The 14,387-nt window shown below is 54.4% G+C and carries 12 protein-coding genes; 5 read left to right on the top strand and 7 right to left on the bottom strand.

Features of this window, described 5'->3' with window-relative positions; translation table 11 throughout:
- The first annotated feature begins 176 nt into the window (after window positions 1-176).
- The gene (ubiM, locus tag LVJ78_RS02235) at window positions 177-1,361 is read left to right on the top strand and encodes a 5-demethoxyubiquinol-8 5-hydroxylase UbiM (protein WP_132954462.1); all 1,185 of its coding nucleotides are present in this window, start codon (window positions 177-179) and stop codon (window positions 1,359-1,361) included.
- A gap of 111 nt (window positions 1,362-1,472) precedes the next feature.
- Here the strand turns inward: ubiM and rpmG are convergent, their stop codons facing one another.
- From rpmG to LVJ78_RS02210, 5 genes are all read right to left on the bottom strand, one after another.
- Window positions 1,473-1,628 carry a 50S ribosomal protein L33 gene (rpmG, locus tag LVJ78_RS02230; protein ID WP_003684373.1) on the bottom strand — a complete coding sequence of 52 codons (156 nt, stop codon included), beginning with the start codon at window positions 1,626-1,628 and terminating at the stop codon, window positions 1,473-1,475.
- Between the two features lie 30 nt (window positions 1,629-1,658).
- A complete protein-coding gene (gene rpmB, locus LVJ78_RS02225; RefSeq protein WP_002216391.1) occupies window positions 1,659-1,892 on the bottom strand; it encodes a 50S ribosomal protein L28 in 234 nt (77 codons plus the stop codon).
- Window positions 1,893-2,294: 402 nt separating this feature from the next.
- Complete coding sequence (locus tag LVJ78_RS02220; RefSeq protein ID WP_132954461.1) at window positions 2,295-3,761, bottom strand: efflux transporter outer membrane subunit; 1,467 nt, start codon at window positions 3,759-3,761, stop codon at window positions 2,295-2,297.
- The gene (locus LVJ78_RS02215) at window positions 3,758-6,985 is read right to left on the bottom strand and encodes an efflux RND transporter permease subunit (RefSeq protein WP_132954460.1); all 3,228 of its coding nucleotides are present in this window, start codon (window positions 6,983-6,985) and stop codon (window positions 3,758-3,760) included. Before LVJ78_RS02215 ends, LVJ78_RS02220 begins: the two co-directional genes overlap by 4 nt.
- A gap of 9 nt (window positions 6,986-6,994) precedes the next feature.
- On the bottom strand, window positions 6,995-8,239 hold the full coding sequence (locus LVJ78_RS02210; RefSeq protein ID WP_132954459.1) for an efflux RND transporter periplasmic adaptor subunit: 1,245 nt from the start codon (window positions 8,237-8,239) through the stop codon (window positions 6,995-6,997).
- Between the two features lie 257 nt (window positions 8,240-8,496).
- Here LVJ78_RS02210 and mtrR point away from each other — a divergent pair, with 257 nt between their 5' ends.
- A complete protein-coding gene (gene mtrR / locus LVJ78_RS02205; protein ID WP_132954458.1) occupies window positions 8,497-9,135 on the top strand; it encodes a multidrug efflux system transcriptional repressor MtrR in 639 nt (212 codons plus the stop codon).
- A 113-nt stretch (window positions 9,136-9,248) separates the two neighbouring features.
- On the opposite strand, the gene LVJ78_RS02200 is transcribed toward mtrR, so the two are convergent.
- The gene (locus LVJ78_RS02200) at window positions 9,249-9,701 is read right to left on the bottom strand and encodes a universal stress protein (protein WP_132954457.1); all 453 of its coding nucleotides are present in this window, start codon (window positions 9,699-9,701) and stop codon (window positions 9,249-9,251) included.
- A gap of 134 nt (window positions 9,702-9,835) precedes the next feature.
- Here LVJ78_RS02200 and LVJ78_RS02195 point away from each other — a divergent pair, with 134 nt between their 5' ends.
- From LVJ78_RS02195 to LVJ78_RS02185, 3 genes are read left to right on the top strand one after another with little or no spacing between them, the layout of a single operon-like run.
- Window positions 9,836-10,264, top strand: a complete 429-nt coding sequence (locus LVJ78_RS02195; protein WP_132954456.1) for an acyl-CoA thioesterase — start codon at window positions 9,836-9,838, stop codon at window positions 10,262-10,264.
- A 29-nt stretch (window positions 10,265-10,293) separates the two neighbouring features.
- Window positions 10,294-10,707: a tellurite resistance TerB family protein gene (locus LVJ78_RS02190; RefSeq protein ID WP_132954455.1), complete on the top strand. Its 414-nt coding sequence runs from the start codon at window positions 10,294-10,296 to the stop codon at window positions 10,705-10,707.
- 15 nt (window positions 10,708-10,722) lie between these two features.
- Window positions 10,723-11,628, top strand: coding sequence for a tyrosine-type recombinase/integrase (locus LVJ78_RS02185; RefSeq protein WP_132954454.1), 906 nt, complete (start codon window positions 10,723-10,725; stop codon window positions 11,626-11,628).
- Between the two features lie 241 nt (window positions 11,629-11,869).
- On the opposite strand, the gene gyrB is transcribed toward LVJ78_RS02185, so the two are convergent.
- On the bottom strand, window positions 11,870-14,254 hold the full coding sequence (gene gyrB / locus LVJ78_RS02180; RefSeq protein WP_132954453.1) for a DNA topoisomerase (ATP-hydrolyzing) subunit B: 2,385 nt from the start codon (window positions 14,252-14,254) through the stop codon (window positions 11,870-11,872).
- Window positions 14,255-14,387 lie beyond the last annotated feature (133 nt).

Raw genomic sequence — 14,387 nt, 5'->3', positions numbered from 1 at the left:
AAAACTCAATCGTTTTTTTCAGACGGCCTGATTTTTTTATTTTCCCAAAGGCCGTCTGAAACTTTGCACGCCGATATGGATATTGACCTGCCACAAATCTGCTGCAAAAAGTTGCACATTAAAAGCATGTTTCGTTTATCCTGCCGCAGAGAAAACATTCCCAAGGAAAACGCAGCATGACTTCACACAGCGATATTCTGATCGTCGGCGCCGGCCCCGCCGGCCTGAGCTTTGCCGCCGAAATGGCCGGCAGCGGCCTGAGCGTGACCCTGATCGAAAAAAGCCCGCTCGATATTCTGCAAAACCCGCCTTACGACGGCCGCGAAATCGCACTCACCCACGTTTCCAAAGCCATTATGCAGCGCTTGGGCATGTGGCAGCGCATTGCCGAACACGAAATCTACCCGCTGCGCGATGCCAAAGTGCTCAACGGCCAATCATCTTATCAGCTGCACTTTCCCCAGCCCACCAAAGCGCGCGGCGAGCCGGCCGATTGCTTGGGCTATTTGATATCCAACCACAATATCCGCAAAGCCGCTTACGACACCGTGGCAGGGCTGGACAATGTTCAGATTTTATGCGGCACCGGCGTGCAAAACGTGCACACCACGCCCGAAGAAGCCCGCGTGGTGTTGGAAAACGGCGAAACCCTCAGCGCGAGCCTGCTCTTGGCCGCCGACAGCCGCTTTTCGCAAACCCGCCGCCAGCTCGGCATCGGCTGCGATATGCACGACTACAGCCGCACCATGTTTGTCTGCCGCATGAAACACAGCCTCAGCAACCAACACACGGCCTATGAATGCTTTCATTATGGCCGCACCATCGCCCTTTTGCCGCTGGAAGCCCACCTCACCAACACCGTGATTACGGTCGACAGCGACCAGGCCGATGCGCTGCGCGCGCTCAGCCCCGAAGCGCTGGCCGCGAGCGTAGAAAAGCAGCTGGGCAAGCGCTTGGGCGAAATGGAATTGGTGAGCGATGTGCACGCCTATCCGCTGGTGGGCATGATTGCACAACGCTGCTACGCCACCCGCAGCGCCCTGATCGGCGATGCCGCCGTGGGCATGCATCCGGTAACTGCCCACGGCTTCAACCTCGGCCTTGCCAGCGCCGACACCTTGGCCAAGCTCGTTCTCGAAGCCGCACGGCAAGGCAAGAATATTGCCGCGCCGGCGCTGTTGTCGCAATACGACACCAAACACATGCTGCATGCCAAACCGCTTTATCACGGCACCAATATGCTGCTGAAGCTTTTCACCGACGAAACCCCGCCGGCCAAGCTTTTGCGCGGCATGGTGCTGCGCGTGAGCAACAACCTGCCGCCGCTGAAAAAGCTGATCACCCGCCAGCTCACCGGCTAAACAGCCGTGCATCGCATCATCATAAAGGCCGTCTGAAAAACTTTCAGACGGCCTCAAATATAAAAAAGCCTTTGTTTTGCAACAAAGGCTTTTGTGTCTTGAAAAAACCGATTATTTCAATTTGGTTTCTTTGTAGATAACGTGTTTACGGGCTACCGGATCAAATTTTTTGATTTCCAGCTTGCCGGGCATGGTGCGTTTGTTTTTGGTCGTGGTGTAAAAATGACCGGTACCCGCACTTGATTCCAGTTTGATTTTATCGCGCATTGCAGTAATCCTTAATTATATCTGATTAAATTAAGCTTCACCGCGAGCACGCAAATCAGCCAATACGACATCAATGCCTACTTTATCGATGGTGCGCAATGCAGCGTTTGATACGCGCAAGCGAACCCAGCGGTTTTCACTCTCTACCCAAAAACGACGTGATTGCAAGTTGGGCAAAAAACGACGTTTGGTTTTGTTGTTGGCGTGTGATACGTTATTGCCAGACATCGGGCGCTTACCGGTCACTTTGCAAACTCGTGCCATGGTTAGTCTCCAAACTTCTAAAATAGTAAAACGCGATTTATACCACGAAACACTGCTCTTTTTCAAGTAGCATTTTGAATCGGCTGTATTTTTATGGCAATAAACCGCAAGAATGTTGCTTTTCCCAAACACTTGAGAAAGCAGCGGGAAAGTTGATAAGTATAGCAGCTTTTCCCCGCCTTTGCATAATGCAAATGTTTTTTCCGCAAAGCCTGCCAAATCATCTGATACCCATCCTAAAAATAACCTTACTGCATTGTCTTAGCTTGCCGCACCATCGTACTGCCGCAGGCTCGCCGCCTTGTTAGCTTACTTTTTTGAATTGGTATTACTTCTTTGAATAAGTATGCTTCAATAAAAAGGCCGTCTGAATGTTTCAGACGGCCTCGGGCTTTACGCCTTTCAGGGTTGCGCTGTTTCCGTGTGCTGCTTCAAGCCCCCGCCCAAAGCCTTATACAAATCGGCCATATTTTCCAGCAAGGTGAGCTGGGTGGCCAGCTGGGTGGTGTCGGCAGCATAGCTGCTGCGTTCGGCATCAAGCAGATCCAGCGCGCTGGCCACGCCGTGGCGGTAGCGCAGGTTGATCAAGCGCAGCGCATCGGCATAAGCCTTGCTTTGCTGCGCGTTGGCAGCATAGGTTTTATCCAGCTGCTCTCGTGCCACCAAGGCATCGGACACATCTCGGAAAGCCGATTGCACCGCGGCTTCGTAGTTCACGATTTCCGCTTGCTGCATGATTTTGGCGTAATCCAAATTGGCCACATTGCTGCCCCAGTTGAAAATCGGCAGATTGATGCTGGGCGCAAATGTCCACGTGCTGTTGCCGCCTTTAAACAAACCGCTCAGCTCGGTGGAGCCGGTGCCGATCATGCCGGTGAGGCTGATGCTGGGGAAAAATGCCGCCCGCGCCGCGCCGATATTGGCATTGGCTCTTTTCAGCGCAAATTCGGCCGCGCGGATATCCGGGCGGTTGAGCAACACTTCAGACGACAAACCGGCCGGCAATTGCTTGATGGCAAACTGGCGGCTCAGCGGCAAGCCGGCGGGCAAATCGGCCGGCAGCGGCTGGTTCAACAGCACCGCCATGGCATTGCGCGCCTGCTCACGCGCCTGCACGGCGCTGGCGTAATCGGCCTTAGCCGATTCAATCAAGGCTTCCTGCTGGCGCAAATCCACCGCCGAAATCACGCCGGCACGGTGGCGCAGCTGCGTGAGCTTATAGGTTTGCTCGCGCGTTTGCAGCACCCGCTGCGCCAAGGCCATGCGCTCTTCGGCATAGCGCTCGTTGAAATAGGCTTTGGCCACCGATGAAATCAGGCTTAAGTGTGTGGCATCGCGGCTGGCCACGCTGGCAAAATAGCTCTGCAATGCGGCTTGGCTGGTGCTGCGCACCTTGCCGAACAAGTCGAGCTCATAAGACGTCACACCTAAGCCGACATTGTAAGCGGAAGACACATATGAGCTGCCCGTGCCGCTCAAGTCTTGCGCCACCCGACCGCGCTGGCCGGTGCCGCTCAAGTCTTGCGCCACCCGACCGCGCTGGCCGGTGCCGCTGGCATTGATGCCGGGCAGCAAGGCGGCGCGGCTGATCATATATTGCGCGCGCACGGCTTCGGCATTGAGCGCCGCGCCACGCAAGTCGGTGTTGCGCTCGAGCGCGATTTCAATCAGGCGGTGCAGGCGCGGGTCGGCAAAATAATCTTGCCAGCCCAATGAAGTCGCCACAATGCCGCTTGGCGCTGTGTCGTGCTGAAATGTTTCCGGCACGGCCACGGCAGGCTGCTCGTATTTCGGAATCATGGCACAGGCCGACAAGGCCAAGCTCACCGCAGCAGCGCTGATGGCGGGTTTAAATTTCATTACATTCATTTTTGATCCTTGTCGTCATGCAGATCGCGTTTTTCTTCATCATTCAAGCTTGCTTCGGCCGTATGTTGCTCGACCTCATCCACGCTGATGCCGGCGTGGGCAGATTCCGCTGCAAGTTGTTCTTGCTGGCGATTGCCGCCTTTAAAGAACTTGCGCACCACCACATAAAACAGCGGCACCAAGAACACCGCCAGGAAGGTGCCCACGCTCATGCCCCAAAACACGCTGGTGCCGATTGCACGTTGGCTGGCCGAGCTGGCACCCGATGCGATATACAGCGGCACCACACCCAGAATAAACGCCAACGAAGTCATGATAATCGGGCGGAAACGCAGATGTGCGGCTTCAAGCGCCGCTTCCAGCGCCGTTCTGCCTTGAGCCTGCAAATCTTTGGCAAATTCGATAATCAAAATCGCATTTTTCGCACTCAAACCCATCACGGTAATCAGACCGATTTGGAAGTATATACCATTATCGTAACCGCGCAACCACACGCCGGATACCACGCCCAGCACGCCCAAAGGCACCACCAAAATCACCGCCATCGGAATCGACCAGCTCTCATAAAGAGCAGCCAAAGCCAAGAACACGGCAATCGCGGCAAAGGTGTAGAGCATCATGGTTTGCGAGCCGCTTTTGATTTCTTCGCGCGACTGGCCGGTCCATTCCAAGCTGTAAGCGCCGCCCAAGTCATCCACCAAGCGTTGCACTTCGTTCATGGCATCACCCGTAGAATAGCCTTCGGCAGGTGCGCCGGTGAGTTGCATGGCCGGATAGCCGTTGAAACGCTGGCTCTGCTCCATACCATTTTCCCAAGCCACAGTAGCAATGGTGGAAAGCGGCACATCCACACCGCTGCTGTTGGGCACAGTCAGTGCCAAGATGTCTGCCGGCTGCATGCGCGACGCGGCTTCTGCCTGCACAATCACCCGTTGCAGACGGCCTTGATTGGGGAAGTCATTTACATAGGTCGAGCCCAAAGCCGAAGCCAACGTGGCCTGAATACTGGAAAAGCTGATGCCTTGCGCGGCAGCGGCTTGGCGGTTGATGTCGATTTTCAGCTGCGGCGCATCTTCCAAGCCGGAAGGGCGCACATCTTTCAAAATCGGGCTTTGGCGCATTTTGCCGAGCAGCTCATTGCGCTTAGCCAGCAAAGCCTCGTGGCCGCTGCTGTTGCGGTCTTGCAAATACATGGTGAAGCCCGAGTTGTTGCCCAATTCACTGATGGCCGGCGGGTTGATCACAATGGCATAGCCATCTTTAATCGTGCCCATCAAAGCACCGGTCATCTTGCCGGCCAACGACATCGCATCACTGCCTGCATCCGGGCGCTCCGCCCAATCTTTCAGCATGATAAAGCCCAAAGCCATATTCTGGCCGGAACCTGAAAAGCTGAAGCCGGACACGCCGATCACATTTTCCACTTCGGGCATGCCGCGCACCAAATCGGTGGCTGCCGCCAAGGTATTGTCTGTGCGCTCTTTGGTGGCACCGCCCGGCAATTGCACGCTCATAATCACATAGCCTTGGTCTTCATCCGGCATGAATGAAGTGGGCAGGCGGGTGAATACAAAAGCCGCGATTGCGCCTAAAGCCAAATAAATAATGGTCATGCGGCCAAGCTTGCGCAAAATCTTCGCCACTACACCTTCATAACGGTGCGTGAGGCTGCCGAACTTGCGGTTAAACCAGCCGAAGAAGCCTTTTTTCTCTTCGTGATGCCCTTTGGGAATCTGCTTGAGCATGCTCGCACACAAAGCAGGGGTAAGCGAGAGCGCCAAAAAGGCTGAGAAAGCAATGGCCAGCGCCATGGTGAGTGCAAACTGGCGGTAAATATTACCGGTGGCACCGCTAAACATCGCCAGCGGCACAAACACCGAAATCAACACCGCCGTGATGCCGATAACCGCGCCGGAAATCTGGCTCATGGCTTTTTTGGTGGCTTCCACCGGCGGCAAACCTTCTTCGGTCATAATCCGCTCGACGTTTTCCACCACCACAATGGCATCATCCACCACAATACCGATCACCAACACCATCGCAAACATGCTCAACACGTTGATCGACATGCCCAAATACCAAATGCCGGCAAAAGCGCCCAGCAAGGAAATTGGCACCACAATGGTCGGAATCAGCGTATAGCGGATATTCTGCAAAAATAAGAACATCACCAAAAACACCAGCACCATTGCTTCAATCAATGTGCGCACCACTTCCTCAATAGAAAGCGACACAAAAGTAGAGGTGTCATACGGAGCCGTCCAAGTCACATCGCCTGGAAAATATTCTTCCAATTCAGCCATCTGCGCCTTCACAGCAGTGGCGGTGGCCAAAGCATTGCCGCTATTGGAAAGCATCACAGCCATGCCCACGGTGGGCTTGCCGTTGAGGCGTGCGGAAGTGGCATAGCTTTGACTGCCTAATTCAACCCTCGCCACATCTTTGATGTATACGTTGGCACCGCTGCCGGTGGCGCGCAAAATGATGTTGCCGAATTCTTCCGGCGTGCTCAATTGGCCTTCAGCGGTGATGGTGGCGGTAATGGCCTGCCCTGCAGTGGCCGGCAAAGCACCGATAGCGCCTGCTGAAATCTGCACGTTTTGCGCTTGCAAGGCGGCAGACACGTCCGCAAACGATAGGTTGTAGTTTTGCAGCTTTTGCGGGTCTACCCAAATACGCATCGCCCGTTGCGCGCCAAACAACTGTACTTGGCCCACACCGCTGATACGTTGCAATTCGGGGCGCACGTTGCGCTCGGCATAATCCGTCAGCTCGTCAATCGCAATGGTGTCTGAAGAGAGCATAATCACCATCAGGAAGTTGGAACGCGCTTTAGACACCGACACACCGTATTGGCGCACCGTGGCCGGCAGCGTGGCTTCCACTTCTGAGAGCTTGTTCTGCACATCTACTTGCGCCATATTCTCATCGGTTTCCGGCGTGAAAGTGAGCGTTACCGTGCCCTGCCCGCTCGAATCGGCGGAGGTGGTCATATAATCCAGCCCCTCCACACCATTCATGTTCCGCTCGATAACGGCCAACACGCTGTCTTCCATCACCTGGGCAGAGGCGCCGGGGTAAGTGGCGGTGAGGGTGATGGTGGGCGCGGCCACCGACGGATATTGCGACACCGGCAGATTATTAATGCCCAACACACCGGCAATAATGATAAATATCGAAATTACCCACGCAAAAATGGGGCGGTCAATAAAAAACTTAGCCATGCTGCCTCCTTATTGGGCGCCGGATGCGGCTTTGGCTTCTGAGGCCGTCTGAACGGGCGCGGAAGCGGCTTGCGCAGCAGGGGCGGCGGCACCGGCAGGTTGCCATTCTTTGGGCGTTACTTTTTTCGCGCCCATCAGGCCGGCAATCATGGTGCCGTCTACCACCACTTTATCGCCCTCTTTCAAGCCGCCGGTGATAATCCAATCGGCACCTTGCTGTTGGGCAATCGTTACTTCACGCGGCGCCATGGTGCCATCGGCATTCACCACCGTTACCGTGTCTTTCTGACCGCGCGTTACCGCTTGCTGCGGCACCACAAAAGCATTGTCGATACGGCCTTGCGGCAAGCCCACGCGCACATACAGGCCGGGCAGCAGAATATTGTCGGCATTGGGCACTTCGGCACGCAAAGTCACTTGGCCGGTGGATTGATCAACCGTGGGGTCGGCAAACAGCAGGCGGCCTTTTTGCGGATATTCGCTGCCGCCTTCTAAAAAGATGCTCACTTCAATCGCGCCGTTAACCGATTGCAGCTCGCCCGCGGCAATACGCTGGCGCAGCTTCATCACATCGTTGGCCGATTGGGTAACGTTGACATAAAGCGGATTGGTTTGCTGAATCACGGCCAGCACGGTGCTGTCGTTGGCCGACATCAGCGTGCCCTCAGACACGTTGGATTGGCCGATAAAGCCCGAAATCGGCGCGGTAATGCGCGCATAGTTCACATTGATTTGCGAAGACTGAATCGCCGCCTGCGCCGATTTCACCGCCGCCTCGCCGGCACGCTTGGCCTGCACGGCCGCATCGTATTCCTGCTTGCTGATGGCATCTGCATCCACGAGCGGTTTATAGCGAGCCAAATCGGCATTGGCTTTGGCCAAGCCGGCTTCTGCACTGGCCAGCTGCGCACGAGCGCTTTCGAGGTTGGCCACATAAGTGGCATTATCCAATTGATAAAGCGGCTGGCCGGCGCGCACATAAGAACCTTCTTCAAATAAACGCTTTTGAATGATACCACCCACCTGTGCACGCACATTGGCCGTGCGGCGTGATTCCAAGCGGCCGGGCAGATCTGTGCCAACCGTCACTTGCGACGGATGCACGGTTATCACACCCACCACCGGTGCCGGCGCTTCAGCGCCCTGTTGCTGGGCCGCATCGTTTTTCTCACCGCCGCACGCAGCCAGCGCTAATGACGCTGCCACGGCTAAAGTGGCCAGCTTTAATGACTTCGGTAAACCGATATTTGCCATTTCTTTTCCTATCTTGATATTGATAATAAAAAAACAAACTCTATTTGAAAAGACAACAAGGCTGCAAATAATTCACAATAAATGAAATATTCACAGCCGTCTGAAAGGCCGCAACCTGCGTGGTTGCCGGATATTCTCGTGCGCTATACATACAGCCTTGCATGTATTAAAGTTACTCATTATAATAGCCGCACACCTAACAGCTTGTCATTTTTACAAAAAATAACCTACACCCCTATCCCTATCTCCATATTATTATGCGCAAAACCAAAGCCGAAGCCATGAAAACCCGCGAATATCTGATGCTGGCCGCATTGGACACATTCTATCTTCGCGGCGTTGCCCGCGCCTCACTCAATGAAATCGCCCAAACCGCCGGCGTTACCCGCGGCGCATTGTATTGGCATTTCAAAAATAAAGAAGATTTATTTGATGCCTTATTTCAGCATATTTTCGACGATTTCAGCACCACAATGGCCGATGATATTGCCAACGGCAATTCGGATATGTGGCAAAACCTGCGCCATGCGCTGTTCAATTTATACGAGCGCATGCAAAACAATGAAATCCACCGCAAATTTGTTCATATTCTGCATCTGAAATGCGAGCACACCGAGCAAAACCAAGCCATTATCGATGTGATGACGCGCTATCAGCGCATGTGGCATGAGCAAATACACGCCGCTTTGCTGCTTTGCATCCAGCAGCAAACGCTGCCTGAAAGCCTGGATGTGGATTTGGCCGGCGTTTATCTGATATCCACCCTCACCGGCTTGTGCGAAATTTGGCTCAACAACCCCGAGCAATTCAATATCAATGAAATCGCACCGCGCATTGTCGACACCGCAATGGGCGCGCTGCAACGCTGCCCCACGCTGCGTGCCGGCTCTGAATAATATAGGCTTAAGGCACGATATCCATCTTTTAAATTGGCTATTATCGTATTTTAAAAGCGTAGAAAACGCATGAAAAAGGCCGTCTGAAAACTTTTCAGACGGCCTTTGGCTATTTAATCTTCATCCTGGCTGCGCACCAGCAGCACAGGCACAGGCGATTTACGCACCACCCCCTCGGCCACCGAGCCCAAAAGCAGATGCAGCAAGCCGCTGAAGCCGTGGGTGCCCATCACAATCAAATCCACCTGCTGCTCCGAAGCCGCATCCAAGAGCAAATCGGCAATTTTATCGCCGCCACTCTCCAAAATAGCCGTTTCATGAGGCACTTTGCCCGCATTCAATATGCCGGATGTGTGTGCCAACACTTTTTCGCCGGCCTCTTCCACCGCGCGGCGCAAGGCCAAGCTGTCGCCGAATTCGGCAGTGCCCCAGTTAAACTGCGCCAAATCAACCACATGCACCGCATACACCGAAGCGCCTACTGCCTGTGCCACGTGGCAGGCTTCTTCCAATGCGCGCAATGCCGTTTTGCTGTCATCTACCGGCACCATGATTTTCTGATACATAGCATTCTCCTGGTTAGTCATACAAACGGGTTTGTTTGGTTTGATTTAAGATTAACATAAAACAACTTTGCCGGCAGCATCCGCAGGCCGAATCAATGCTAATATCTGTTACCCAACCACAACACGGAAAAATCATGGCGCGCATCACCGTAGCCGCCCCGCAGGCGGTGCTTTTTCAAACCCGCATCCGGGTGAATATCGGCGACATTAATTATGGCAACCATCTGGCCAACGATGCCGTGTTGCGCCTGTGCCACGAAGCGCGCTTACGCTGGCTTGCGGCGCACGGGTTCAACGAAATCAATATCGGCGGCGCCGGCCTGATTATGGCCGATGCCGCCGTGCAATACACCGCCCAATCGCACCACGGCGACGAATTGGAAATCCGTTTGGGCGCGAACGACATCGGCCGCAGCGGCTTTGCGCTGCACTACGAAATCGAGCGTTGCGGCGATGGGCAAACCATCGCCCGCGCGCAAACCGGCATGGTGTGCTTCGACTACGGCGCACAAAAAGTAGCCGCCATTCCCGAACGCTTCAGAGCCATACTCGAGGCCGTCTGAACGCCTCCCAACCGAGCAAAGGAAACCCTATGAGAAGCTATCCGCACAACAGCCCCGAAGCCATGGCCCGCATTGTCAGCATGTGCATTATGGCCGACAGCGATATCGATGCCAGCGAATTTAGCGAGCTGCAACCGGCTTTTTACGAAGCCATCGGCATCACCCAGCCCGAATTTATGCGTGTGCTCGCCCATTATCTCGAAGACGTAGTGGCCGAAGCGGGCAACGAGCGCATCAACCTGCTCCAGCCCGAGCGCGTCAACACACTTTTGGCCGAAGTGAGCGAGCGGCCGCAGCGCATCAACACCCTCGCCACCGCCCTGCGCATCTGCAAAAGCGACCATGCCCTCAACGATGCCGAGCTGGCTTTGTTCCAACACATCATGCAGCAATGGCAGCTCGACCTGACCGATCTCGAAATCGAAGTCAGCCTGAGCCGCTGAGTTTCAGACGGCCTGATGATGCAGCTTGCGCACTTTGCCGATTATGCCGATGCCTGGCTGCTCAGCTTGCAGCAGCAAGGCAAATCCGCCCACACCTTGGCCGCTTATCGCCGCGATTTAGCGCAGCTCGTGCAATTGCTGCCGCAAGAGCGCCACAGCGAAACGCCGCAACGCCGCCATTTCGTGGCCGCCCTGAAAAAGCTTTCCCAACAAGATGCCCACCCGCGCAGCATGGCGCGCAAGCTTTCCGTGTGGCGGCAATACAGCGATTATCTGGTGGCGCAAACGCTGTTGGCACACAATCCGGCGCACAACCTCAAAGCGCCGAAGCCGCCCGAACGGCTGCCTAAAGCCGTTGAACAAGAAGCCCTCAACCGCCTGCTTGATCAAGACACGCCCGACGACACGCTGGCCGTGCGCGATCATGCCATTTTCGAATTAATGTATGGCAGCGGCCTGCGCTTATCGGAAATCCACGCGCTGGATGTTCACAATGTGTTGCTGCAAGAAGGCTGGGTGAGCGTGATCGGCAAAGGCAACAAACCACGCCGCGTGCCTTTGGTGCAAAAAAGCATTGCCGCACTCAAAGCCTGGCTTGCCGCGCGCGCCGCCATCGCCGGCGAAAACGCCCTCTTCACCAACCGCCACGGCGGCCGCTTGAGCCAACGCCAAATCCAAAACCGCCTGCGCCAATGGGCGCTCATCCAAGGCAGCCCGCAACACCTCTCCCCGCACATGCTGCGCCACAGCTACGCCAGCCATTTGCTGCAAGCCGCACAAGACATCCGCGCCGTGCAGGAATTGCTCGGCCACAGCAATTTATCCACCACCCAGATTTACACCAAGCTCGATTTCGACCACTTGGCGAAAATCTACGATGAAGCCCACCCGCGGGCGAAGCGCAAAAAAGAAACAGAATAAATAAAGGCCGTCTGAAAGCATTCGTTTCAGACGGCCTTTGCACAACTGAAATGTGCTGTATCTGCACCAACAGGCATTTGGTTTGAAGCAAACCAAAAAATCATAACACATTGATTTATAGTTTTATTTTATTGATCGACACTTTTGGCATTTTATATCAAAGCAATATCGCTTCAAAGTATAAACCTTAAAAATAGGCCGTCTGAAAAAAGTTTCAGACGGCCTATGCTCAACGCAATCATCAAACGTCAATATTCTGCGCCACCAGTGCATTGCTTTCGATAAATGCACGACGCGGCTCCACTTCGTCGCCCATCAGGGTAACAAACACTTCATCTGCGGCGATGGCGTCTTCAATGCGCACTTTCAACAGGCGGCGCACAGCCGGATCCATGGTGGTTTCCCACAGCTGCTCCGGGTTCATCTCGCCCAAACCCTTATAGCGTTGGATAGACATGCCTTTTTGTGCGCCGGCCATCAGAATGGCCAGTGCTTCTGCAAAGCTTGCCACCGGCTGCTCGGTGTCGCCTTTAAACAATACGGCATCGTCACCGATAAGGCCGTTGAGCATCAATGCGGTTTGCAACAGCGTTTGATAGGCTTTTCCGGCCAAGAATTTCTGCTCGATATAGCTTACCATCACATTGCCGTGCAGCTTGCGGGTGATTTTGATGAAATAGCTGCCATCTTGCCCGTCAACACGCTCAAGCACCACTTCTTTTTCATCCAGCAGCAGGCGCAGCGTGGCGATGCCGGCATCAGCCGACTCGGCGCTGCACAAGTCGATTTCATCGGCATAAATCAGGGCTTGCAACACCAAATCGTCAATCACGCGGCTTTCTTGCTCAACCACGGCTTTGGCCAACAAAAATTGTTTGGCGACTTTGGCCAGCTCTTCGCCTTCCAGCACGCGGCCGTCTGAAACGATGCGGGCTTTATCCAGCGCCAAGCCGAGTAGAAATTGATCTTTTTCCTGCTCGTCTTTCAAATAGCGCTCTTGCTTGCCGTGTTTGGCTTTATACAAAGGCGGCTGGGCGATATAGATATAGCCGCGCTCCACCAGCTCAGGCATTTGGCGGTAGAAAAAAGTGAGCAGCAACGTGCGGATATGCGCGCCGTCCACATCGGCATCGGTCATGATGATGATGCGGTGGTAGCGCAGCTTTGCGGGGTTGAATTCTTCCTTACCGATGCCGGCGCCGAGCGCGGTAATCAGCGTGGCCACTTCCTGACTGGCAAGCATTTTTTCAAAACGGGCTTTTTCCACATTCAGAATTTTGCCCTTAAGCGGCAAAATAGCCTGAAATTTGCGGTCGCGGCCTTGCTTGGCCGAGCCACCGGCGGAGTCGCCCTCGACCAGATACAACTCCGAGAGCGCCGGATCTTTTTCTTGGCAGTCGGCCAGCTTGCCGGGCAAGCCCAAACCGTCCATCACGCCTTTGCGGCGGGTGATTTCACGCGCTTTGCGCGCCGCTTCTCGCGCTCGAGCGGCATCCACGATTTTGCCGGTGATGATTTTGGCTTCTTGCGGATTTTCTTCCAGAAAATCGGTTAAGGCCTGGCTGATCACTTCGTTTACCACCGGGCCTATTTCGCTCGACACCAGTTTGTCTTTGGTTTGCGAAGAAAATTTCGGGTCGGGCAGCTTCACCGACAGCACGCAGGTGAGCCCTTCGCGCATATCGTCGCCGCTGGTATCCACTTTGGCTTTTTTGGCCACTTCGTTGGCTTCGATATACTGATTGATGGTGCGCGTCATCACTTGGCGCAAGGCGGTGAGGTGGGTGCCGCCATCGCGCTGGGGAATATTATTGGTGAAGCATTGCACGCTTTCCTGATAGCTGTCGTTCCACTGCATCGCCACTTCTACGCTCATGCCCTCTTTTTCGCCAAGCGCGTAAAACACTTTTTCGTGCAAGGGGTTTTTTTTGCGGTTCATGTATTGCACAAAGCCGGCCACGCCGCCGCTGAAGGCAAAATCTTCTTCACGCCCGTCGCGCTTATCGACCAATTTGATGCCGACACCGTTATTCAGAAACGACAATTCACGGATGCGTTTGGCCAAAATATCGAAGTGGTATTCCACCAAGCCGAAAGTTTCTTCGCTGGCGAGAAATTGCACTTTGGTGCCTTTTTTGTCGGTGTCGCCCACCACTTTGAGCGGTGCCACGGCTTCGCCGCGCTTGAATTCGACAATATGCTCTTTGCCGTCGCGGTAGATGGTGAGCCGCAGCCAGTCGGACAAGGCATTCACCACCGACACGCCCACGCCGTGCAGGCCGCCGGAGATTTTGTAGCTGTTGTTGTCGAATTTGCCGCCCGCATGCAGGATGGTCATAATCACTTCGGCTGCCGAGCGGCCTTCTTCGGGGTGGATATCGGTGGGAATGCCGCGGCCGTTATCTTGAATGGTGATGGAATTGTCGGCATTGATGGCCACTGAAATGGTGTCGCAATGGCCGGCCAGCGCTTCATCGATGGCATTATCGAGCACCTCAAACACCATATGGTGCAGGCCGGTGCCGTCTTGTGTGTCGCCGATATACATGCCGGGGCGCTTGCGCACGGCATCCAGCCCTTTGAGCACTTTGATGCTGTCGGCGCCATAATTTTGTTGCTGAGTCATAAGAAATCTTTTCTTAATGATTTTAAACGGATTTTTTTCTCACCCATTTAAAAAGCAGGTGAAAAAACACAGGCGGAACACATTTGCAAAATTTCCGCCAAAAGACTGTGTATTATACCTGATTTTGTTGATT

The sequence above is a fragment of the Uruburuella suis genome, assembly GCF_022870845.1.
GTDB lineage: Bacteria > Pseudomonadota > Gammaproteobacteria > Burkholderiales > Neisseriaceae > Neisseria > Neisseria suis.
This window is presented reverse-complemented; position numbering and strand designations above follow the sequence as displayed.

What these genes read in the sequence shown, in the direction of transcription:
- ubiM (WP_132954462.1), top strand. Translation starts at nt 177, where the DNA reads ATGACTTCACACAGCGATATTCTGATCGTCGGCGCCGGCCCCGCCGGC.
- rpmG (WP_003684373.1), bottom strand. Translation starts at nt 1,628, where the DNA reads ATGCGCGATAAAATCAAACTGGAATCAAGTGCGGGTACCGGTCATTTT.
- rpmB (WP_002216391.1), bottom strand. Translation starts at nt 1,892, where the DNA reads ATGGCACGAGTTTGCAAAGTGACCGGTAAGCGCCCGATGTCTGGCAAT.
- LVJ78_RS02220 (WP_132954461.1), bottom strand. Translation starts at nt 3,761, where the DNA reads ATGAATGTAATGAAATTTAAACCCGCCATCAGCGCTGCTGCGGTGAGC.
- LVJ78_RS02215 (WP_132954460.1), bottom strand. Translation starts at nt 6,985, where the DNA reads ATGGCTAAGTTTTTTATTGACCGCCCCATTTTTGCGTGGGTAATTTCG.
- LVJ78_RS02210 (WP_132954459.1), bottom strand. Translation starts at nt 8,239, where the DNA reads ATGGCAAATATCGGTTTACCGAAGTCATTAAAGCTGGCCACTTTAGCC.
- mtrR (WP_132954458.1), top strand. Translation starts at nt 8,497, where the DNA reads ATGCGCAAAACCAAAGCCGAAGCCATGAAAACCCGCGAATATCTGATG.
- LVJ78_RS02200 (WP_132954457.1), bottom strand. Translation starts at nt 9,701, where the DNA reads ATGTATCAGAAAATCATGGTGCCGGTAGATGACAGCAAAACGGCATTG.
- LVJ78_RS02195 (WP_132954456.1), top strand. Translation starts at nt 9,836, where the DNA reads ATGGCGCGCATCACCGTAGCCGCCCCGCAGGCGGTGCTTTTTCAAACC.
- LVJ78_RS02190 (WP_132954455.1), top strand. Translation starts at nt 10,294, where the DNA reads ATGAGAAGCTATCCGCACAACAGCCCCGAAGCCATGGCCCGCATTGTC.
- LVJ78_RS02185 (WP_132954454.1), top strand. Translation starts at nt 10,723, where the DNA reads ATGATGCAGCTTGCGCACTTTGCCGATTATGCCGATGCCTGGCTGCTC.
- gyrB (WP_132954453.1), bottom strand. Translation starts at nt 14,254, where the DNA reads ATGACTCAGCAACAAAATTATGGCGCCGACAGCATCAAAGTGCTCAAA.